The organism is Bacillus cereus group sp. MYBK139-1, from assembly GCF_051916915.1.
GTDB lineage: Bacteria > Bacillota > Bacilli > Bacillales > Bacillaceae_G > Bacillus_A > Bacillus_A pacificus.
The window spans coordinates 121,401-141,897 of sequence record NZ_JBQAHO010000004.1 but is presented as its reverse complement, the minus strand read 5'-3'; the positions used below and the strand labels follow the sequence as shown (position 1 = coordinate 141,897).

The window sequence follows — 20,497 nt, the reverse complement described above, 5'->3', positions numbered from 1 at the left end:
TTTTCACTTTAAGCATTTGTTTTGAAATGAGAAACGAGAACTTCAAGTTCTTGTACGGTCGTTTTCATTTCAGATGCTTTTTTAGCAACGACACTCATTTTGTTTACTTGGTCACCAGCTGAAGTTGCTGTTTGTGATGTTTCGGCGGCAACTTCATTTGAAATAGAAGCAATGTTATTTAAAGCTGCATTCATTTCTTCAGAACTTGCGGCCATTTCTTCAGCAGTTGCAGACACCTCCTGCATTTGTGTAGAGACTTTGTTAATGTGGTTAACAATTTCTGAGAATGAAGATCCAGCAGTACGAATGACTGTAATGCCTTCAGAAGCCTCTGACTGACCTTGCGTCATCATTTCAGATGCTATTTTTGTATCTGCTTGAATTTGATGAAGTAAATGGTTAATATCAGTTGCTGCTAGCTGAGATTGTTCAGCAAGCTTTCGTACTTCATCGGCAACAACAGCAAAGCCTTTTCCATGTTCACCAGCACGAGCCGCTTCAATGGAAGCATTTAAAGCGAGTAAATTCGTTTGTTCCGCGATATTAGAAATGGATTGAAGTGCAGTATCAATATGATTTGTATGTGTAATGAGTCGTTCCACTACTTGTGATGTAGCGTTCACAGCTTCATTAATGGTATGCATTTGTGTAATAGATTTCTCAATGACTTTATTACCACTATCAGCTTTTTCTGAAGTAGTAACAGCTAGGCTAGCAACAGAAGATGCGGATTCTGCAATACGTTGAACACTCGTTGCCATATCGTCCATTGCAGTTGAACTTTCTTCGATGCTGGAGACTTGTGAACGAATATTATGCTCAAGAGCATTCATAGTTTCTTGCGTTTTTGCTGTATTTTCCATAGAAGCAGTTGTTTCAATAAACACATTTTCAGATGCTTCTTTTACACTTGTTGATGTTTGTTGCACTTGTTTTATTATGCGTTGTAAGTTAGCGAGCATTTGATTAAAGGAATTGGCGATATCACCGATTTCATCTTTACTCGTTACGTGCAACCTAGCAGTTAAATCACCATCTTGAGAAGCTAATTCTTTTAATTTCTCATCAATTTGTCGTATCGGTTTAACGAGTTTACCAGAGAACCACCATGCTAATAAAATAGATGTTACTGTACATGTAATAAGTGAGAAGAAAATAATATATTGAATAAGAGATGAAGAAGACTCTACGTCAGCAATTAATGCGTCACGTTTATCGTTTTCTTCATTTGCATATTTCGTAAAACGGCTTAAAAGGTCATTTACATAATCGGTTTGAGCTAAAGCGATTTTGGATGCTTCGTCCCATTTTCCTTCGCGAGCGAGAGGGAGGACTTCATTATCTATGACGCTGCGCCATTTCCCTCCCATTAAAATGGCTTCTTTCATTCCTTCTGGAAGTTTTTTATCACTTGTTACCTTCTCTCTAGTATCAGCTAGTTTTTTTCCTTCTCGGTTAAACTTATCCAATCCTTTTTGATCATGAGACAGTAAATATTCTTGTAAACCAGCAACTTGTGCTTGGAACCAATCACCGCGTTCTTTTAAAATCGTTGCTCGTTTTGATACATCATTTTTTAACGTTTCAATTTCACTTGCTTGGTTCATAGCGAATGAAAGAATAACAATAAGAGCAATGCTAAATAAAGAAGAAATGCTTAAGAGTGTAAACAGTAGTTTTTTTCGAATACTAACATATTTCATCGTTACCCCTACCTTTAAAAACTATTTATTATAATTTATAAATATTAAGAGCAGAATTAATAAAAACATCATTATGAAGTTATTAATCTGTTCAATGAAAATTATAGCAGATAATGGAAGATGACAGATTGATATGAGTAAATGTTCTTAAAATGTATACATTTGTATATCAAAAAATTCATAAATAAAAATTAGAAATGCTATTGTAATTTGAAAAAACATCATGTATACTTCTAATTAGTTGATAACGATTATCAGTATCAACTAATGACATTACTCTTCGTTATGTTGGTCATACCCCTTTTTGACGACGTAAGTCAGAGACGAAATGTTGAAATATCTTGTGTCCTATTCTACAGAATTATGGTAATCTCCAACCTCAACTTATATGCGTGAGCATGCAAAAAGGATCCTATCCGTGAAGGGATCCTTTTTTGCATGCTGTTGCAATTAATGTATATAGACCTGGCACACGTTCTTCCATTCCTTCCGGTGCAGTAGGAGGGAAGACCCATCTTTGATGGGGCCCATGTTCTTCAACTAGTTTTTCAATTTTAAAATGTGCTTCCGCGAGCGTTGTAATGATTTCTCCTAGCGTCCAGCGACGGATAGTTGTTTTAGGTAGCGATTCTTTCTGTGCTTCTGTAAGAAGGATGCTATAAGCAACATCATCTTCAATCAATTCTTCATCAAAATAATTTCCATTGGCCTGAAATGATGGGTGGTCGACTCCTAATAATTTCGTGTAAACAGGATGATAGTCACGAAGGATAAGCATTCCATCTTGCTTAAGCAAGGTAGCAATTTTTTGAAAAAGCGGTTTTAAATCGAGAAAGTAATGGAGTACACCAAGTTCCAGCAATACGACATCGAATGACTCTGATAGTTGCACATGTAATACATCAGAAACGACATACTGAATAGAGACACCTGCTGCGTCCGCAAGTTCATTTGCATATTTTGCATTACTTGTTGAAATATCAACAACCGTTACGTCAGCTCCTAAAAGGGCGAGAGCAACAGCTTTATTTCCTTTTGACCCGAGTAAATTAATAATACGTTTTCCTTTTGGAGATTGTATGTAGGGTAAATAGTGATCTACCTCGCGCATGGGATCTTCCATAAGCTTTTTTGCATAATCTGCTGGCGCCCCGTGGCGATTCGTCCAAGCTTCATAAGCAGCTGCATTCCAGCTTTTTTCATTCCGCGCGCTTAGTTGTTTTTGATTCAATCATATCACTCCTTTTGTGAACGTATAGGTATTCGGCGGGAGGATGGGATTTCCTTTTCTTTTTGGATAAAAGTTTGATTTTTCTGTTATTAAGTCGTAAAATACGTGTTATACGTAAAAGCGTTGAAAAGGAAAAGTAGGATGAACACATTCTTTCCAGAGAGCTTCGGTAGCTGAGAAGAAGCAAGAATATTCATTTGAACAATGGCCTTTGAGCTTCGTCCTGAACTTATGAAATGATAATAGTAGGCGGCGACGAGAGTTGGTACTCGTTATCAAAACCACAGTATAAGAGCATATAGCTCCGTACTTGTTAAGGCTAATTATGTGAGTAATTGGCGAAATAAGGTGGTACCGCGACTGTTTATACAGCCCCGCCCTTATCTTTTTTTAGATAAGGGCGGGGCTTTTTATATTTTAAAGGAGGAATGTAAGATGAGTATTTTTATTGGAGGAGCTTGGCCATATGCAAATGGCTCATTACACCTTGGGCATATTGCGAGTTTGTTACCTGGAGATATTTTAGCACGTTATTACAGGGCAAAAGGTGAGAATGTGTTGTATGTGTCGGGAAGTGATTGTAATGGAACACCGATTGCAATTCGGGCAAAACAAGAAGGTGTGACGGCGAAGGAAATTGCTAATAAGTATCATGAAGAGTTCCAGCGATGTTTTCGTAACCTTGGTTTTACGTATGATTGCTATACACGTACAGATAGTGAGCACCATCATAAAACGGTTCAAAAAGTTTTTTTACGTTTATTAGAAGAAGGCCATATTTATAAAAAAACAGTGGAACAAGCATATTGCGAAACGTGTACGCAGTTTTTACCTGATCGTTATGTAGAAGGAATATGTCCGCATTGTCATGAAGCAGCAAGAGGAGATCAATGTGATGCGTGTTCAGCTATTTTAGATCCACTCGATTTGTTAGAAAAGAAATGTAAGTTATGTGGTAGTACACCATCCGTACAGGAAACAGAGCATTTCTATTTCGCGTTGCATACATTTCAGGAGCAAATTAAAAGGGCTGTAGAAACCGCAAAGCAAACAGGAACATGGCGCGACAATGCGATTCAACTAACAGAGAGATATGTAAAGGAAGGATTACTAGATAGGGCTGTGTCACGTGATTTACCAATTGGGGTACCAATTCCAATAGAAGGGTATGAAGATAAGAAAATTTACGTATGGATTGAAGCGGTGACAGGCTATTATTCGGCGAGTAAACATTGGGCTGAAAAAACAGGGAAAGATGATCAAGAGTTTTGGGATAGAGAAGCGAAAACATATTATGTACACGGAAAGGATAATATTCCGTTTCATTCCGTCATTTGGCCAGCGGTATTGCTTGGAATAGGAGAAGGGGCAATTCCTCGTCATATCGTTTCGAATGAATATTTAACAGTGGAAAAAAGAAAATTATCTACGAGTAAAAACTGGGCAGTATGGGTGCCTGATATATTAGAACGCTATAATCCGGATTCTATTCGTTACTTTTTAACAGTGAACGCACCAGAAAATCGTGACACTGACTTTTCATGGCGGGAATTTATTTACAGTCATAATAGTGAATTGTTAGGTGCATACGGAAACTTTGTGAACCGGACATTAAAGTTTATTGAAAAATATTATGGTGGTATCGTGCCGAAGGGAAGTATTGATATAGAGCTGAAAGATAAAATAGAAGGATTATATAAACATGTAGGAGAGGCGATTGAGCAAACTAAATTTAAGGTGGCGCTAGAATCAATATTTGATGCAGTACGTTTTGCAAATAAATACTTTGATGAGAGGCAGCCTTGGAAAGAAAGGGAGGATGATCCAGTTTCATGCGAAGAAACGATTTATAATTGTGTGTATCTCATCGCTAATTTTGTAAATCTTCTTGAACCGTTTTTACCATTTTCATGTGAAAGAGTTAGAAACACATTAGCAATTGTGAAAGGAAATTGGGAGCCTCAAAACACGTTGCCGAATAGAATTGATAGTGTACAGCCACTATTTGAACGGATTGATGTAAAACAAATTGAGCATGAGATAGAAAAGCTATATGGAGCGGTAAAGTGAGATAGAGAAAAAGACCTTTCAAATATATGAAAGGTCTTTTGTTATGCAGTAGGATTCTCTTTCATATCCTTTAAGAAGAACAGCACAGCAAGGATTACGAGAATAATAGCTGCAATATCATATGTTATTTTGAATGTGGTATTAAAGTTTAAGTACTCCACCAAAGGGGTTTTGACTGCCCCAGCATATATGCAAATGGGAATGAGGAGCGCATCGTAAAATTTCTTTTCTTTCATATATCTTATTAGGAAGAAGATACACATAATGGCAAAAAAGGCTACGCTTAAAATAGTCATTTATACCTCCAAATAGATTTGAAATTATACCACATTGTAACTGTATTTACATTTATATGCAAGTTTCTATTTTCATGCACTATGCACGCTACTATGTTTCTTTTCTTTCCTAGCGGTAAGTAGCTGAGGAGTGAAAATCCCAAGTAGTATAAAGATGATCCCAATCCACTGCATAAACGTTACGACTTCATGTACAAGTGTAATAGAAGCGATAATGGCGGTTGGTAATTCAGCTGCTCCTAGTATTGTACTAAGTCCTGTTCCTACTTTCGGTACGCCAATTGAAAAACAAATGACAGGTACGACAACGCCGAACAACCCGAGGAAGAAAGCATATTTCCAAAGGCCGGCTTCCAGGGCACCATCGGTTAAAAAGGTTGGCGGGAAGAATAGGCATACGATAAGAGTAGCGCTTGTTGTCATAAGAAAGCTTTTCGTATAAGGCGGAACTTCTGTAGCAACACGCCCGCTTGCAAAAACATAGAATGAAAAAGAGACAGCGGCTAATAGACCAAAGATCATACCTTTCGTGGAAAAGTTTTGTCCGAGGCCTTCGAAGACACCGCCTGCAAACAATGTACCAGTAAATAAAATAATGATAGATATAACTTTCTCACGGCTTGGAAATGTTCGGTTTGCAATTGCTTCAATAACGACACCAATCCATGTGAACTGGAAAAGTAGCACGACAGCGATAGATGCTGGTAGTTCTTCTACAGAAATAGCGTAGAAGATACCGGTCATACTCATCGTTGTGCCAACTGTTAGTAAGGAAAAGAATTGCTTTTTTGTTACTTTATGACGTGAAACGAAAAGAACGAGCAGAAGAAGACCGATCCATCCGAAGACATATTGACCTCCTAATAGTTGATGGGCTGAAAATCCATCAATGAATCCGAGTTTGAAAATAGTTGAAAGTACGCCGTAGCTACAAGCTCCGAATAAAACGAGTAATGAATACTTAAATTTCTCCATGAAAATCCTCCTTTTACATAATAAAAAACGCCCGCTATCCAAATAAGGATAACGGGCGAACGAAACAGAGTCATATACTCTACAAAATTCCGCCACTCATACGAAGTATGAATTTGGGATATGAAATTGTAGTAGGTTTTTACATTGCTTTTGGGAATACAATAGAACATTTTACACCTTGAGGCGTGTTTTGTATACCATAAGGAAATTGATGTTTATCTAGTATTTGTTTTACAATGTATAACCCAAGACCACTACCTTGTACTAAGCCGTGTTTGTCAGGGTTTGCGCGATAGAATGGCTCAAATAAATGGGCAAGTTTATCCTCATCTATTTGTGAACCTGTATTTAATACTTCTAATGCGTAACCGTTTGGCTTTTCATAAAGCTTTATATATACATGCTGATGGTCAATTGTATAATGAATTGCATTTGAAATAATGTTAAAAATGGCAGTTTGAATAAATTTAGGATCAGCTAAAACTTGTACATCTTGTTTAATGTTAGATTGAACATTTAACTGCTTTACAGATACGAAATAATCTACTTTCTTCATAACGTCCTCAATAATATTAGTTAATGAGATAACTTTTAAATCAGGTTTAAATTGAGGGTTTTGTATTTTGGATAATTCCGACATTTTTTCCGTTAATATGTTAATGTCTTGCATCATTTCATAGGAACGTTTTAAATATTTATCTCTATCTTTATAAGCTCCAATTCCGTGAATCATGCCATCTAGTTGTCCCATAACGGCTGCGATTGGTGTTTTTAATTCATGGGAAACCATAGACATAAATTCTTTACGAGATTGTTCTAATTGTTGCTCCTTTTTGAGTTCATTTCTTAAATCTTGATTGCTCGCATGTAAATTCTTCACTATATTTGGTACTTGTGAAGCAGCTACTTGTAAATTAAAATCTGTTTGATCAGTATTTTTGTTGAGTAGTTTTTTATCTGAGAAATCAAGATTCATAATATCTTTTAAAGCATCACTCATATATTGAAAAGGTTTAGCAATTAGTTTTGCATAAATTAAAGATCCAAGCAGAGAGAGTGCAAGCATTGTTGCGCCAATATGTGGAGCTAATTGCTGCAGTACATCTGTTAATTTTGGATTATCTTGTGCATCATTTGCTTTACTTGCTGCATTTTGTTTATGTAAGGCATCATTAGTAGCGACTTGCTTTTCCGTTTCTGTAAGTGGAGCAGAAGCGCTATTTTTCCCCGAAATATTTTGAGTATGTTCTTTTGCTTTTGCAGTTTGGCTAGGCTGCAAAAGGTGATTGATAGCTGTAGAGAGAGAATTATAATCTATAATAGAAGATTGGAAATTAAACATGTCCCCCTGTGATACAGCTTTATTTTGATTCGTTTTACTTTGGTCGTTTTGTTTATCTGAATCCGCTTGTTCTGTAGTATGCGTTCCATTTTCTTTCGCAAAACGTTCTTTATCGTAGTTTGAAGCTAAGAAGTAAATAACTTGATAAAGACAAAGTGATAAAAGAATACAAAATAATAAGGTTTTGATGAAAATATTTTTGGTGATGTTGTCTTTGCTACGATTCGATTTTGTAGCCAATGCCTTTCACCGTTTTAATATAAGGAATTCCTAATTTTTTTCGTAAGTTTTTAATGTGTGTATCTATAACTCTTACATCACCATAATGTTCATAGCCCCATACCTTATTCAACAAATCACTTCTTGATAATACTTTTCCTCGATTTTGCAGTAAAGTATAAATAATTTCAAATTCTTTTGTTGTCAATTCAATTTGATTACCATGAACATAAGCGGCGTATGCTGTAGAATTTAACATCAATTCATGGAATTGTAGTATAGTCGCAGCTTCGGCTTCCTTCGTTGCTGCCCTTCTTAATACAGCTTCTACACGTTTAATAAATACGGTGTAATGGAACGGTTTCGTAATATAGTCATCAATACCTAATTCAAATCCTTTAATTTCACTTTCTTCATTATGTAAGCCTGTTAACATAATGATTGGTACATCAGATTGTCCTCGCATAATTTTACAAATACTATAGCCATCTATATCTGGTAACATCACATCAAGGAGGACAAGATCGTATGAATTTTTTTGGAAAAGAAGTATACCTTCTGTTCCAGCACCAACGACATCAACAGTAAAGTTTTGTGCCATTAGAAATTCACGAATTAGTTCTTGTATATCTGGGTTGTCTTCAATCACCAGTATATGCGTCATAGTAACACCTCCTAAATAACGCTTTTAACTGCAATATTCGAATTCATCATTTTTCCGATGACTCAGATTGTTTATACATATAATAAGCCCCCGCCATAAAATAATCATGAAAGTAGCAAGGGGAGTTGTTTAGTGAAACTGAATATTTAAGAATTACAGTAATTCTATTATAGTATGTATTGTAAAATTTATAAAATATTATAACTGTATAATTTTAATATCCATGTTTATCAATGTTTGGATGTTACCTAACACAATCTATTCCTATTATATATGTAAATACAGTTGTTTTGCTACTGTAAATGAAGAAATAAAATAAGCCAAGACATAAAATTCTTGGCTACATGTAAATCGCGCTTTGAGGTTATTTTACAGTGACAGTAGCTTGCTGGGGAATACGCTCAAATAACCAGTGTATATCATTGTTATACATACGAATACAACCTAGTGTTGTCCACTTACCAATTGCCTGGTTATTGTTCGTACCATGAATCGCATAAGTTGTTCCGTAAGTTCCTGCCATGTTTAGTCCGAGCCAACGGTCACCAAGTGGATTACGTGGATCGCCGCCTTTAATTTTGCCTGTGTAATAAGGACGATTTTTAATTTTATTTACGATTTGAAAAGTACCTTTAGGTGTAGGAGTAGCTGCTTTTCCAGTAGCGACAGTAAAACTTTTTATGAATTTTCCGTTTTGATAGTAATCCATTTTATTTAACTGTGTATTCACGATAAGCTGGTCATTTGTTGTAGCTGCCTCAGCATTTGTGAATGGAATAGTTAAAAATCCTAATGATAATAGTGCGCTTAATAATAGTTTTTTCATTTTATTCTCCTTTTTACTATTGTAATAGTCTTACATACAATGAATTTGCAATCCTCGTAATACTTTATTTACATTTTCATCTAATGTTTCAAAGAAGGTAGTAATTTTGGCATTGTGTTTGTTGTTTTTATCAATAAGTAATCTTTCATTTAATAAAAGTTCGCCATGTAGTCCAAAACTTTGAACTTGAATATTTAATTCATCTTCCGTTTCAGAAATAATTGGTAAGAAGTAGTGAAAAGCTTTCGTTGGAATGATGTAGCTTTTGCCAATCATGCTTTCTTGATTTGAATTAATCCATTTTTTCGTAACAATCTTAATGTTCTTTTTTGAAACGATAAAAGACAGTGTTGTAGACTTTGTTAAACTTACGTCAAATTCATTTGTTTCACATATGTGTAAATTAAAAACGGTTTCATTTTGGTGAGATTCAACATTTGTATTAATAAAATCGTGCATTTTATAAGCTTCCATTTTTTATTCACCCTTTTTTCAATTTCGAAAAGCGATTAATATTTATTCAAATTAATGTTTAGTCATATATTGGTTAAATTTTTCAACAAATTCCGATATAATCTTACAATACGTATATGAAGCTAATATGAAGTTAGTATGAGTTTGTAGTGGTTTTTTATTAAGAACAAAATATAACGATTTTTAAGTGTTAAAAAATGGATAAAAAATGCATATTAAGGCCCTAATTTTTCGCAGTATATACTTGTTAAATTGTTTCAAAATGAGAGTACATAATGAACGTAAAAGTTTAGTGAGAGCCTTACAAAAATGTAATAAAAATGTAAGCTATTGTGATAGTTATTTCGACAATTTTTTTATACAATATTAGTAAGAAGTTGCACGTGATTGAAAGGAGAGATGACATGGAATGGATTCATGAATTATTTCAGCAATACGGGTACTATGTTGTACTTGTTGGTTTGCTGTTAGAATATATTGCACTTCCGTTTCCGGGAGAGCCAACGTTAGCATATGCGGGATTTTTAGCACATAAGGGTGATTTAAGTTTACCGATTTTAATTATCCTATCCTTTATTGGGACAAGTGTAGGAATGACAATCCAATACTTTTTAGGAAATAAATTAGGAATGCCCTTTGTTCAAAAGTATGGGAAATACGTATTTTTAACACAAAGAAAAATCGACTTAACAAGAATGTGGTTTGATAAGTATGGATACTTCTTGATTTTTATCGGTTTCTTTATTCCTGGTGTACGTCACTTTACAGGATACTTTGCAGGAATTATTAACTTACCATTCCGCCGGTTTGCAATTACAATTTACTCAGGTGCTCTATTTTGGGTATCATTCTTCTTAATCGGTGGTTACTGGTTAGGTGGAAACTTGCATGATATTTTTGGAGCGCTAGAAGGTCACATTGGTAAAATTATTTTTGGAGTGATTGCGATTGTAGCAATTACGTTAGGAGTTCGTTTCCGCAAACAGTTAAAACGAGCATTCTTACAAAACGCAAGTTAATATGGAATCCATTCTATGTAAAAAATTAGGGAGGCAGTGCAGATGCACGGCCTTTTTTATTTAATGTTCCAATCTATTTTCAACTTTCCTTTTAATTGATTTCCGCTAACTATAATGTAATAAGTACCTGTCTTAATTGCTGCGAAATGGTACGTATTAGGACCAGCTGGAGCTAAATAAATTTCTTCCTCTTGAAATTCACTAGCCATTTTTATGTCCCCTATGTAGCCATTCGAATTATCAGTTCGTGATTCAATAGTGAATTCTAATATGTCACCTCGTTTTAATTCAATTGGGACTTTATGTTCACCACTAAAATGTTGAAAAGATGCTTCGAAAGAGTTATCGGTTTTTGTTTCGATCCATTGTTCTTTTGATATTCCAACCCTTTCTATATCTACTAAGTTAATTGTGATAAATATAATAAGCATAATGCTTGGTACGAAATACGGTATCCACTTAAATTTTGTTGCTATGACTGTACATAAATAGAAAGAAAGAGAACATACTGCTCCGATTGATCCGAGGAACAAGAACTGTATTAGATCAGCTTCTTTAAATATTAAAAAGGGAAGAAAAAATAAATAGCCGCAAAAAATATAAAGTAATAATGTCTTCAGTCTTGTATGTGTTTTTAATTTCAATTTATCTATGCAAATAGAACAAAAAATTGCATATACCGCAAGGACAGGAACGAAGGGAACATATAGTAGTTCTCGTAATCCAGCTAAGAAACTATATAATGTTGGTTGACTAGTTGTTAAGAGAAGCGTGCTAATAAGTGATAATAAAAAGAAAGTCGCTGTAAGCTTAGTAAGAATATAGAAAAAAGTAGATGTTTTATTCATAAGTCACTTCCTTTGTTTAATATTTCACATTCATTATATAGGTTATTTCCACCATAATATATCTTTATTTTTGTCAATTATTAACGTCAAAATGACAATTATAATTGACAAAAATAAGGATATTATTTACAATTCTAATTAAATAAATGAAAAAGAGGGAAGACATGAAGCTTCAAAATCGAGTGAGGGAATTGCGGGCAAAGCATCGTTTATCACAAGGGGATTTAGGGAAAGCGATTGGATCATCGCGGCAAACGATTAGTTTAATTGAGCGCGGGGATTATGCACCATCAATTGTATTGTCGTTAAAAATTGCACACATTTTCAATGTACCGGTGGAGGAAATATTCACGTTAGTGGAGGGGGAAGAGGATGATGAAGAGTAAACGAAAAAAACAATTTGATTTTGTGGGGAAAATGGCATTAAGTATGATGGGTGGATTTTTAACATCGTATATAGCTTTAGATTTACTCTCGCATGAACCGAGAAAATTATCATCTAATCTATTTATAGGTATATGCACCATTTTTGGAATCTTAATGATGTACTACACTTGGAAGAATACACGTATGTTAGCGGAGACACGTGATGAAGAAGAGAGTGTACAAGGCAGAAAATTAGGCATTATAAGTATATATTTACGTGTAGGTGATATAGTTACGCAGGCATGGTTTGTATATGCAGTTATTGCATGTAGACGTGCACTGTTGCAGGATACAAATGTTTCATTTGCAGTGTGGAATTTAGTAGCTTCTATTGTTTGTTTAACTATTGTAGTGATTAGTGGGCTGATAACAAAAAATCGTTATAACAAGCTATATCCTGAACAAGGTGTAACATATATGGAATCTATGAAAATGTGGACGAAAAACGCAGATGAAGGATTAAAGCACATTGTGCATGAGGCTGGATATAAAGCGTATGAATTTACGAATACAATATTGGCATATGTATGGTGGGCTGCCGTTATATATACGGCGGCTAGTGATATCGACTTTGTATTAATTGGTTTAATCTCATTTATTTGGATATTGCATCTCGGAAAGTTCATGTACGAAATGCAGAGAAAAATGATTTACTAAGGGGAGAAAAAGGTGGATATTTTAAGAAGGCCAGCTGGTTCAATGACGGCGGCGTTGGTTTTGTCCATTTTATACGGAGTAATCCGAACTGGGAAATTAGAAGTAATATTGGATGTATGGGAATTATTTGGGATTTTTTTATTAGTGCTAGCTATTCATGAGCTAGGACATGTAGTGTTTGGTTTAATAGGTGGTTTGAATTTTAAATTTATGACAGTAGGGCCGATTACTTTTCAAAAAGAGAAGGGGAAAGTACGCATTCGAGAAAATAAATTGTGGATGTACTTTGGAGGCGTGGCGATGTTAGTGCCTCCTTCTATAGAGACACCGAATCTTTCAAAAAAATGGGCGTGGATGACTTTAGGTGGACCGATTACGAGTTTATTATTTGGTATTACTTTCGGTTACATATACATGATGAGTTATTATCAATATCTTTTATATTTTTCTGTTTTACACTTTGTGATTTTTGCAGCTACAATCGTACCGATAAAAGGAACGTTTTTGAGTGATGGCATGCAATTTCTTATTTTAATTAAAGATGATGAAAAGGCTAGGCAGCATTTATATAACATTCAAGTATCGAGTGAATTATTTAGTTATAAAAGGCCGAAAGATTGGGATGAGAGATTAATAGAGCTTAGTGAGGAAAAATTAAAAGAGGATAAAAGTATAAGAGATATAATGAGTGGACTTATGCTCGTTTTTTATGCCAGGGCGGATCAAGAGGGAATGGAAAGAACGATACCGTATGTAGAAACAATTGTTCAACTACCTGTAACGAAAGAGAATAAATTTTTCGTTAGTAGTTTTCATAGTTGGTATCTTTTATATAAAGCTCTTTATGAGATAGATCGTCTTTCTTTAGAAGAAGCGAAAGAACATGGGAAGGCTATTACAAAAATAGACTTACAGGGGTATTATCGTACACAAGGAATTGTGAAATATGTAGAGGGCGATATGGAAGCTTCCAACGTTTATATGAGAAAAGCGGATAAAGAATTGAAGAGTGCTGAGAATAGTGAAATGGGATATTTACAATTAGAGAGAGAATGGTTTGAGCAGCTAAAGAAGAGGGTATCTTACGATGGGTGAGGTATCCTCTTTTTTCTATGTCGTCTTATGCCGTTCCATAAAAAGTGTGGGGCGAGTAAAATAAGATAAGAAGAGCAAAGCTTGGAGGAATTCTAGATGGAAATTTTAACGATTATTTTAATCGTCTTGCTCATTTATGCTGTTTTTAAAGTAGCGTATGTAGCATTAAAAATACTCGCGATCCTATTAATTATCTTTTTAATCGTAGAGTTCGGCAGTAAATTGCTTGGGGGATAGGGTATGTTGAGCGTCTTGATTGTCGAAGAATGTCGGTAAGTCGATATCCTGTGTCGAACCGTCGATATAATGAAAAAATCGCTGATATAAGTGGAGAAATCGTCGATATATTTGAAAAATCGCTGATATAATCCGGTTGATACTGGATGGGGTATATGGAAAAGAAGTTGCCGTGAGGGTAACTTCTTTTTATTTGTTTATAAATTGTTTATTTTTACCTTCTATTCTTAGAGTAAGGAGGCGGTAGAGATGAAAAAAGCGGTTTTAGAAGTAAGAGATGTGACGAAAAAGGTGAAGGGGAGAACGTTGCTAAGTCATATGTCTTTTTCTGTTTATAAAAATGAGATTTGTGGTTTTGTTGGGCCAAATGGTTCTGGGAAGACAACTCTTATTCGAACAATTATGGGGTTAATTCGACCAAATGAAGGAGAGATATTAGTTAATGGTATTAGCGTACAAAAAAGTCGAAAAGAAGCTCTTCAGCATGTAGGTGCAATTGTAGAAGCTCCAATTTTCTTCTCTTATATGTCAGGAAGAAAAAATTTACGGAATTTAGGGAGGATTACGCTACGCACTGATGGAGAAGTTCTTGAAAAAAAGGTGCAGCAAGTATTAGAAATCGTCGGTTTAGAAAATCGTGCTGACGATAAGGTTGGTACGTATTCGTTAGGGATGAAGCAGCGTTTAGGTATTGCACAGGCACTTCTTGGGGATCCAGATTTTATCATTTTGGATGAACCATCTAATGGATTGGATCCAGTTGGAATTAAGCAGCTTCGTAAAATTGTACTCGATTTACAGCGTGAGAAGGGAATTACTTTCTTCATTTCTAGTCATTTAATTCGTGAATTGGAGCTTATGTGTGATTCATGGGTCATGATTCGAGAAGGATCATTAATATGGCGGGGAACGACGGAAGAAGTACAAGGAAGGAATAAAGAATTAGAAGATATTTTCGTGGAGATGATGAGCTCATGATGATGTTAGTACGCTCGGAATGGGAGCGGCTTTGGGCGAAGAAAGTAACATGGCTTTGTTTTTTAATGATACCAGTGATGTTACTTGGGGCTGCTAAGTACTATTTAAAACATAATCAAGAGGTCGAAAGGATAGCGGTTGATTATACATATGCGAATTCGTTCCCTGTCCTTGCATTATCTGAAATGCTTATGAGTATATGTAATCTTGTTTTACTCGTTTTAATTGTTCTTGTGTTTGCTCAAGAGTATCATAGCGGTCAAATTAGGATGATAATCCAAAGATCATATACGTATTCGGAGGTTCTGATTGCAAAAATAATTACGATAGTAGCGGTAAGTTTGCTATTTATAAGTGTTTATTTTATTTGCAGTTATTGTATTGGCTATATTTTCTTTGAGCATGAACCGAATATTCTTTTGTTTTATCATACGGAAAAAACGAATGCACTTGGCGTGTTCTTATACTGTATTTCTTATTACGGAATTGCTTATCTTACTTTAATAGCAATGGCTAGCATATTAATTATGCTGTCGGTTATAAGTAAATCGACAACAAGTGCGACTCTTCTCGGTATGGGATTCATTATATTTTCCTTTGGATACCCAGCGATGGCGTTAGTGATAGGCAAATCCCCGACTGTTCTTTATATTAATTATTCTTCTTTAATTAAATTGCAACATGAAGGAATTGCTATATCTTTATCTGGTAGTTCAAGAATGATTTTTTTTGGATCTGTAGTTTTACTACTATATATTGTTGTTTGTAATACTGTAACAGTTTATTGGATAGGGAAAAAAGATAATTTTGTGTGAGGTGTGAAGAATGAGACAAATACTTATAAGTGAATTTGAACGGATTTTTAATAGAAAAAAGACGAAAGTATTAATAGTTATTTTTGGGCTGCTACTTATTTTGCATAGCGTATGGGTTCATACTTTTGGAGTTGCTATTTATGATACAAAAGGAACAGAAGCAATCTTAAGTAATTTAAACTTTCCTGTCGCAGTTACAAGAGAATGGTATTTTACGTTATTCTTATTAATTTTTCCAATCTTATTTATTGATAGTTTTAATGGTGAAATTTCATCTGGTGCGTATCGGCTTGTTATGATTCGTCCCGTAGGTAGATGGGAATTATTATTGGCGAAATGGATTACTCAAATGAGCATTGTAAGTTTGTTTTTGTTAATGGCATTCATTGAGAGTTATATATATGGAACATTTTTTATAAGGCGTGCAGAAGAGACATTCTTTTTAGATAAACAAGTCATTTATAGTGCGAATGCTTCTATTTTATATACTGTAAAATATTATTTAATACTATGGTTTATAGCAAGTGCTTTAACAATGTTGAGTAGTTTTGTAAGTCTGTGGTTTCAAAACGCTATCATTACGTATTTTGTAATAGTTGGTTTATTAGTAGCAAGTTTATATGTGAATGAAGAATTAAGTTATTTTGTAATTGGAAGTGGATCAATTCTAAGAATATTAAGTGAGGGGAAAGGAACATTTTACCTGATAAATGGTACAATTTTAGGAGGATGTGCAATAGCGGCTATGTTTAGTTGGTGTAAAAAAGATATATTTAATTAGGAGGGGCTTGCCGTGACGAGCAAAATACTACTTGTAGACGATGAACCAGATATTCTTACATTTATTGAAGATAGTCTTGTCATGGAAGGGTATGAAGTAAGAAGTGCATTAAGTGGTGAAGAAGCTTTGAAAAAATTAGATAATAGCGTGGATCTCATTATTTTAGACGTTATGTTGCCAGATATGAATGGGTTTAAAGTTTGCGAGAAGATGAGAGAGTCTTATGCATGCCCAATCTTATTTTTAAGTGCGGATAGTAGTGAACGGTCTCGGATAGAAGGTTTATTGATTGGTGGAGACGATTATATTAGTAAGCCATTTAGTTTAAAAGAGTTGAAAGCGAGAATTGTTGCCAATTTGCGCCGTACGACAGATTTAAGAATGGTGGATCAAAAGGAATTTTTACGCTATGGAAGTATATTAATAGATTTGCAAAACTACGAAATAATGACTGGGAAAGAAAAAATTCATTTTACAAAAAAAGAGTATGAAGTTGTGAAAATGTTAGCACTTCATGCTGGTCAAGTTTTGACGAAAGAGCAGCTGTTTGAAAAGATTTGGGGATATGATAGTGAAAGTGATGTCTCTACTGTAGTTGAGCATATAAAGAAAATTAGAACAAAGCTTAGTGTATATGACAGAGAAAATACATATATTCAAACGGTGTGGGGAATTGGATATAAGTGGAGTGTACAGAATTGATGCAAAGGTTAAGGATTAAACAACAGCTAGTAGCTGGCTTCTTAATAGTTCTACTTGGTAGTTTAATACTAACGGTTTTAACAGCGGCTAGTGGTTGGTATTGGCTAACGAAGAATGGGAAAGTATTTCCTGCGAATTATTATGAACAGAAAATACCTATGATAAAAGAATATGTAAAAGATAAAGGCATACTATTGTTAAATGAGAAAGAGCGAAATGGATTAGAGAAAATTGTCCCTAAAGAGGGAATTAAATATCAAATTGTTAATAGGCAAGGAGATATTTCTTATGGTACATATAACAAGAAATTAATAACAAATGAGAGACCGATTTCGAGTGTTATTAATACAAATATTTATGGTGAAGAAGATGATAATGAAGTTACGACATATCTGCCTTTAGTAGATAGGAATGGAGATTTACAAGGAGCGATAGGGTTTAATTATCATTTAACAATATCTACTGCTTCGGCAGTTGATTCCTTTTTTGTAATCTTATTTTTAGCTGCACCCTTTATATACATTACAATTTTGTCCTACATTATTTCAAATCGAATGGGAAAAAGAATAAAGAAACCACTAGTTGAACTATCAGAGGCCTCAAAAAGAATTCAAGAGCAGGATTTAAATTTTCATTTAGAGTACAACGCGAAAAATGAAATTGGTGAATTAGTCAGTTCGTTTGAAAATATGCGTGCAGCGCTAGCTACTAGTTTGTCACGACAATGGGAGTTAGAAGAAGAAAGGAGAGAATATATTAGAGCTATTTCTCACGATTTAAAAACGCCATTAACGATTGTGCAAGGTCATACAGAAGGCTTGCAAAGTGGTTTATGGAAAAATGAAGATTTGTTACATCGGTATTTACAAACGATTGAAAGAAACACAAACAGAATGACAAAGCTTCTTGAGGAGTTCCAAATAGTAAATGAGCTAGAGAGTTTCTCATTTCAATTACGTTTAAATAAAGTACATATAAATCCATTCTTTCTTAAAAAACTAGAAGAATATGAATGCATAGCTAGAAAAAAAGAAATTGATTGGGATGTCATCTTTGAAAATAATGAGGATATACAAAGCTTAGTATTTGATCAAGAGCGAATCAGTCAAGTAATGGACAACATCGTAATGAATGCAGTTCGATTTACTCCGGTGTCAGGGAAGATGCTTTTGAAAGTATGTGCTTGGCAGGATGCAATAGAGTTTCATGGATATGATTCAGGGCCTGGTTTTCAAAAAGGAGATTTAAAAAAAGTATTACAACGTTTTTATCAGGGAGATCAGTCGCGTTCAGGAAACAAGGAACATTTTGGACTCGGGTTATATATTGCTAAGACAATTGTTGAGAAGCATGGTGGTAAAATTCAGGTAGAAAATAGTGAGGTGAGAGGCGGGGCACACGTTTCGTTTCGGATTCCGAGCGGAGGTATATAGATGAAAATTGATTGTCGAAGAATGTCGGTAAGTCGATATCCTGTGTCGAACCGTCGATATAATGAAAAAATCGCTGATATAAGTGGAGAAATCGTCGATATATTTGAAAAATCGCTGATATAATCCGGTTGATACTGGATGGGGTATATGGGAAAGAAGTTGCCGTGAGGGTAACTTCTTTTTATTGTGATGCCGTGGTATGCAAACCAACATAAAAAAAGCTGGAAGAATCCCTTCCAGCTTACGAGTTACTTTCAATTTGGCGACCGTTTTCTTCTTCGTTGTCTTGTAATAGGTTGAATACATCTGCTAGACAGAATGCAATGAACCAAGTCCATAGACCGTGGAAGAAAGCTGAGCTTAATTGAAGTGGTAATGTATAGTTAGTCATTGAGTAGGAAATACATCCGCCAACGATTCCGATCATTGTTAATAACATTGTTTTTTGCGCATTTTCTTCTGGATTAAAGAGGAAGAAAATGTATCCACCTAAAATTGAAGCGCTTACAAGTGTTTCGATTCCATTAAAAATGATATTCTCTCCAAGCTGAGTGTTTGTCCAGAAGCAGATTGTTCCGCCGATAATAGCAAACAGGACAGCTATTGTATATCGTATATATTGATTCATATGTTCATCTCCTTATGTAATAAGATGATTTGGAAGTCAAAAAGGTAGGTATAGTATATTGAAGTGAGTTTTAGTTGTACGTATCTTTTTATAAAAAGATCATTGAAGAGTGATCGGTTTTTTAAACCGTTACGTGTATGGTGTCTGAAATATACCCGACTGCTCGTTTCTTTTTGCTTGTAAAATAAGAGAAACTTCCAAGTCTATATACTCTTTTTTTGTGAGTCTGTTTTCATTATAACACATTTAGAGGCATAATAATAGAATTATCTGATTTTGTAATAAGTGTAAAAAATAAAAAGTGCAAAGAAATACCAGTAACGGTGCAGTTTAGAGGAAGAAGGATTTTCATTTACTATGATGAAATATGTAATCAAGGTGGGATATAAGAAGGGGACTTAAATACTATAAAAAAATGTTTTATGCCATGAATGGAAGGGAGGAGAGCTAACTTGGAATTCACAACAGAAAGATTAACAATTAGACCTTTTAAGAGTACCGATTTACAGGATGTATTTGCTATTTATAATAATGATGATACATGTAAGTTCCTATTATATAATAAGTGGACTCATGAAGACATGCAGAAAAGATTTAATAAGAAGCTAGAAAATAATGTACTTACTAAAGACTCAATATTAAGTTTAGCAGTTATATACAAAACGAAAGTAGTTGGTGATTTATCTGTATGGTACACAAATATGAAAGACACTGTTGAGATTGGTTATAGTTTTTCAAATGAAGTAGCTGGGAGAGGTTTGGCAACAGAAGCAGTAAGTAGTTTGGTATTTAAATTATTTAATGAATGTAATGTACATCGCATACAAGCTAATCTTGATGCGCGTAATACAGCTTCACAAAAATTGTGTGAACGAGTAGGCATGAGAAAGGAAGCACATTTCATACAAGATTTTTGGAGTAAAGATGAATGGACAGATAGTATTGTATATGGAATGCTATCCTCCGATTTGTAGTAATAAACTTAATGATTGTATTATGCTAAAGGGTACGTGAGTTGAATAACAAAGGGCATAACATATTATATATGACTAATATGTTATGCCCTTTCATGTATTGA

Annotated in this window: 22 protein-coding genes and 1 other annotated feature; of the genes, 12 read left to right on the top strand and 10 right to left on the bottom strand. The window is 34.6% G+C overall.

What is annotated here, in order from left to right; translation table 11 throughout:
• Positions 1-8: 8 nt before the first annotated feature.
• Entirely contained in the window at positions 9-1,703 is a 1,695-nt protein-coding gene (locus tag ACTFRS_RS21305; protein WP_242294318.1) for a methyl-accepting chemotaxis protein, read from the bottom strand.
• Between the two features lie 412 nt (positions 1,704-2,115).
• Positions 2,116-2,934 carry a class I SAM-dependent methyltransferase gene (locus tag ACTFRS_RS21300; RefSeq protein ID WP_139868281.1) on the bottom strand — a complete coding sequence of 273 codons (819 nt, stop codon included), beginning with the start codon at positions 2,932-2,934 and terminating at the stop codon, positions 2,116-2,118.
• A gap of 114 nt (positions 2,935-3,048) precedes the next feature.
• Positions 3,049-3,319, top strand: a binding site (T-box leader).
• 50 nt (positions 3,320-3,369) lie between these two features.
• On the opposite strand from ACTFRS_RS21300, the gene metG reads away from it, so the two are divergent.
• Positions 3,370-5,004, top strand: coding sequence for a methionine--tRNA ligase (gene metG, locus ACTFRS_RS21295; RefSeq protein WP_431085103.1), 1,635 nt, complete (start codon positions 3,370-3,372; stop codon positions 5,002-5,004).
• A 41-nt stretch (positions 5,005-5,045) separates the two neighbouring features.
• On the opposite strand, the gene ACTFRS_RS21290 is transcribed toward metG, so the two are convergent.
• From ACTFRS_RS21290 to ACTFRS_RS21265, 6 genes are all read right to left on the bottom strand, one after another.
• A complete protein-coding gene (locus ACTFRS_RS21290) occupies positions 5,046-5,300 on the bottom strand; it encodes a hypothetical protein (RefSeq protein ID WP_431085104.1) in 255 nt (84 codons plus the stop codon).
• A gap of 72 nt (positions 5,301-5,372) precedes the next feature.
• Positions 5,373-6,275 (bottom strand): EamA family transporter, encoded by a 903-nt coding sequence (locus ACTFRS_RS21285; protein WP_440025061.1) that lies wholly within the window; start codon positions 6,273-6,275, stop codon positions 5,373-5,375.
• A 139-nt stretch (positions 6,276-6,414) separates the two neighbouring features.
• A complete protein-coding gene (locus ACTFRS_RS21280; protein WP_440025062.1) occupies positions 6,415-7,857 on the bottom strand; it encodes a sensor histidine kinase in 1,443 nt (480 codons plus the stop codon).
• Positions 7,835-8,500 (bottom strand): response regulator transcription factor, encoded by a 666-nt coding sequence (locus tag ACTFRS_RS21275; protein ID WP_000148833.1) that lies wholly within the window; start codon positions 8,498-8,500, stop codon positions 7,835-7,837. Before ACTFRS_RS21275 ends, ACTFRS_RS21280 begins: the two co-directional genes overlap by 23 nt.
• A gap of 364 nt (positions 8,501-8,864) precedes the next feature.
• Positions 8,865-9,326: a L,D-transpeptidase gene (locus tag ACTFRS_RS21270; RefSeq protein WP_000735052.1), complete on the bottom strand. Its 462-nt coding sequence runs from the start codon at positions 9,324-9,326 to the stop codon at positions 8,865-8,867.
• A 30-nt stretch (positions 9,327-9,356) separates the two neighbouring features.
• Complete coding sequence (locus tag ACTFRS_RS21265) at positions 9,357-9,800, bottom strand: DUF3978 domain-containing protein (protein ID WP_000388752.1); 444 nt, start codon at positions 9,798-9,800, stop codon at positions 9,357-9,359.
• Positions 9,801-10,204: 404 nt separating this feature from the next.
• On the opposite strand from ACTFRS_RS21265, the gene ACTFRS_RS21260 reads away from it, so the two are divergent.
• Positions 10,205-10,819 (top strand): DedA family protein, encoded by a 615-nt coding sequence (locus ACTFRS_RS21260; RefSeq protein ID WP_000454756.1) that lies wholly within the window; start codon positions 10,205-10,207, stop codon positions 10,817-10,819.
• A 56-nt stretch (positions 10,820-10,875) separates the two neighbouring features.
• Here the strand turns inward: ACTFRS_RS21260 and ACTFRS_RS21255 are convergent, their stop codons facing one another.
• A complete protein-coding gene (locus ACTFRS_RS21255; RefSeq protein ID WP_440025064.1) occupies positions 10,876-11,667 on the bottom strand; it encodes a hypothetical protein in 792 nt (263 codons plus the stop codon).
• Positions 11,668-11,831: 164 nt separating this feature from the next.
• Between ACTFRS_RS21255 and ACTFRS_RS21250 the strand changes: the two genes are divergently transcribed.
• From ACTFRS_RS21250 to ACTFRS_RS21210, 9 genes are all read left to right on the top strand, one after another.
• Positions 11,832-12,053 carry a helix-turn-helix transcriptional regulator gene (locus ACTFRS_RS21250; protein ID WP_000776157.1) on the top strand — a complete coding sequence of 74 codons (222 nt, stop codon included), beginning with the start codon at positions 11,832-11,834 and terminating at the stop codon, positions 12,051-12,053.
• Complete coding sequence (locus tag ACTFRS_RS21245; protein WP_440025066.1) at positions 12,043-12,750, top strand: DUF3169 family protein; 708 nt, start codon at positions 12,043-12,045, stop codon at positions 12,748-12,750. The genes ACTFRS_RS21250 and ACTFRS_RS21245 overlap by 11 nt, the downstream gene beginning before the upstream one ends.
• A gap of 42 nt (positions 12,751-12,792) precedes the next feature.
• The gene (locus tag ACTFRS_RS21240; RefSeq protein WP_440025129.1) at positions 12,793-13,845 is read left to right on the top strand and encodes a M50 family metallopeptidase; all 1,053 of its coding nucleotides are present in this window, start codon (positions 12,793-12,795) and stop codon (positions 13,843-13,845) included.
• A 96-nt stretch (positions 13,846-13,941) separates the two neighbouring features.
• Positions 13,942-14,082, top strand: coding sequence for a DUF3985 family protein (locus tag ACTFRS_RS21235; protein WP_000404782.1), 141 nt, complete (start codon positions 13,942-13,944; stop codon positions 14,080-14,082).
• 249 nt (positions 14,083-14,331) lie between these two features.
• Positions 14,332-15,060, top strand: coding sequence for an ABC transporter ATP-binding protein (locus ACTFRS_RS21230; RefSeq protein ID WP_431085109.1), 729 nt, complete (start codon positions 14,332-14,334; stop codon positions 15,058-15,060).
• Positions 15,057-15,875 carry an ABC transporter permease subunit gene (locus ACTFRS_RS21225; RefSeq protein WP_440025068.1) on the top strand — a complete coding sequence of 273 codons (819 nt, stop codon included), beginning with the start codon at positions 15,057-15,059 and terminating at the stop codon, positions 15,873-15,875. The genes ACTFRS_RS21230 and ACTFRS_RS21225 overlap by 4 nt, the downstream gene beginning before the upstream one ends.
• Positions 15,876-15,885: 10 nt before the next feature.
• Positions 15,886-16,656, top strand: a complete 771-nt coding sequence (locus tag ACTFRS_RS21220; protein ID WP_431085110.1) for an ABC transporter permease — start codon at positions 15,886-15,888, stop codon at positions 16,654-16,656.
• 12 nt (positions 16,657-16,668) lie between these two features.
• Positions 16,669-17,358 carry a response regulator transcription factor gene (locus tag ACTFRS_RS21215; protein WP_016718853.1) on the top strand — a complete coding sequence of 230 codons (690 nt, stop codon included), beginning with the start codon at positions 16,669-16,671 and terminating at the stop codon, positions 17,356-17,358.
• Entirely contained in the window at positions 17,358-18,791 is a 1,434-nt protein-coding gene (locus ACTFRS_RS21210) for a sensor histidine kinase (protein WP_431085116.1), read from the top strand. Before ACTFRS_RS21215 ends, ACTFRS_RS21210 begins: the two co-directional genes overlap by 1 nt.
• Positions 18,792-19,032: 241 nt before the next feature.
• On the opposite strand, the gene ACTFRS_RS21205 is transcribed toward ACTFRS_RS21210, so the two are convergent.
• Entirely contained in the window at positions 19,033-19,419 is a 387-nt protein-coding gene (locus ACTFRS_RS21205) for a DUF3938 domain-containing protein (protein ID WP_001077770.1), read from the bottom strand.
• 452 nt (positions 19,420-19,871) lie between these two features.
• Between ACTFRS_RS21205 and ACTFRS_RS21200 the strand changes: the two genes are divergently transcribed.
• Entirely contained in the window at positions 19,872-20,393 is a 522-nt protein-coding gene (locus ACTFRS_RS21200) for a GNAT family N-acetyltransferase (protein WP_440025071.1), read from the top strand.
• Positions 20,394-20,497: the final 104 nt, after the last annotated feature.

Excerpts from the sequence above, each read along its gene's own strand:
- ACTFRS_RS21305 (WP_242294318.1), bottom strand. The coding sequence starts at position 1,703 with ATGAAATATGTTAGTATTCGAAAAAAACTACTGTTTACACTCTTAAGC.
- metG (WP_431085103.1), top strand. The coding sequence starts at position 3,370 with ATGAGTATTTTTATTGGAGGAGCTTGGCCATATGCAAATGGCTCATTA.
- ACTFRS_RS21290 (WP_431085104.1), bottom strand. The coding sequence starts at position 5,300 with ATGACTATTTTAAGCGTAGCCTTTTTTGCCATTATGTGTATCTTCTTC.
- ACTFRS_RS21285 (WP_440025061.1), bottom strand. The coding sequence starts at position 6,275 with ATGGAGAAATTTAAGTATTCATTACTCGTTTTATTCGGAGCTTGTAGC.
- ACTFRS_RS21275 (WP_000148833.1), bottom strand. The coding sequence starts at position 8,500 with ATGACGCATATACTGGTGATTGAAGACAACCCAGATATACAAGAACTA.
- ACTFRS_RS21270 (WP_000735052.1), bottom strand. The coding sequence starts at position 9,326 with ATGAAAAAACTATTATTAAGCGCACTATTATCATTAGGATTTTTAACT.
- ACTFRS_RS21265 (WP_000388752.1), bottom strand. The coding sequence starts at position 9,800 with ATGGAAGCTTATAAAATGCACGATTTTATTAATACAAATGTTGAATCT.
- ACTFRS_RS21260 (WP_000454756.1), top strand. The coding sequence starts at position 10,205 with ATGGAATGGATTCATGAATTATTTCAGCAATACGGGTACTATGTTGTA.
- ACTFRS_RS21255 (WP_440025064.1), bottom strand. The coding sequence starts at position 11,667 with ATGAATAAAACATCTACTTTTTTCTATATTCTTACTAAGCTTACAGCG.
- ACTFRS_RS21250 (WP_000776157.1), top strand. The coding sequence starts at position 11,832 with ATGAAGCTTCAAAATCGAGTGAGGGAATTGCGGGCAAAGCATCGTTTA.
- ACTFRS_RS21245 (WP_440025066.1), top strand. The coding sequence starts at position 12,043 with ATGAAGAGTAAACGAAAAAAACAATTTGATTTTGTGGGGAAAATGGCA.
- ACTFRS_RS21240 (WP_440025129.1), top strand. The coding sequence starts at position 12,793 with ATGACGGCGGCGTTGGTTTTGTCCATTTTATACGGAGTAATCCGAACT.
- ACTFRS_RS21235 (WP_000404782.1), top strand. The coding sequence starts at position 13,942 with ATGGAAATTTTAACGATTATTTTAATCGTCTTGCTCATTTATGCTGTT.
- ACTFRS_RS21230 (WP_431085109.1), top strand. The coding sequence starts at position 14,332 with ATGAAAAAAGCGGTTTTAGAAGTAAGAGATGTGACGAAAAAGGTGAAG.
- ACTFRS_RS21225 (WP_440025068.1), top strand. The coding sequence starts at position 15,057 with ATGATGATGTTAGTACGCTCGGAATGGGAGCGGCTTTGGGCGAAGAAA.
- ACTFRS_RS21220 (WP_431085110.1), top strand. The coding sequence starts at position 15,886 with ATGAGACAAATACTTATAAGTGAATTTGAACGGATTTTTAATAGAAAA.
- ACTFRS_RS21210 (WP_431085116.1), top strand. The coding sequence starts at position 17,358 with ATGCAAAGGTTAAGGATTAAACAACAGCTAGTAGCTGGCTTCTTAATA.
- ACTFRS_RS21205 (WP_001077770.1), bottom strand. The coding sequence starts at position 19,419 with ATGAATCAATATATACGATATACAATAGCTGTCCTGTTTGCTATTATC.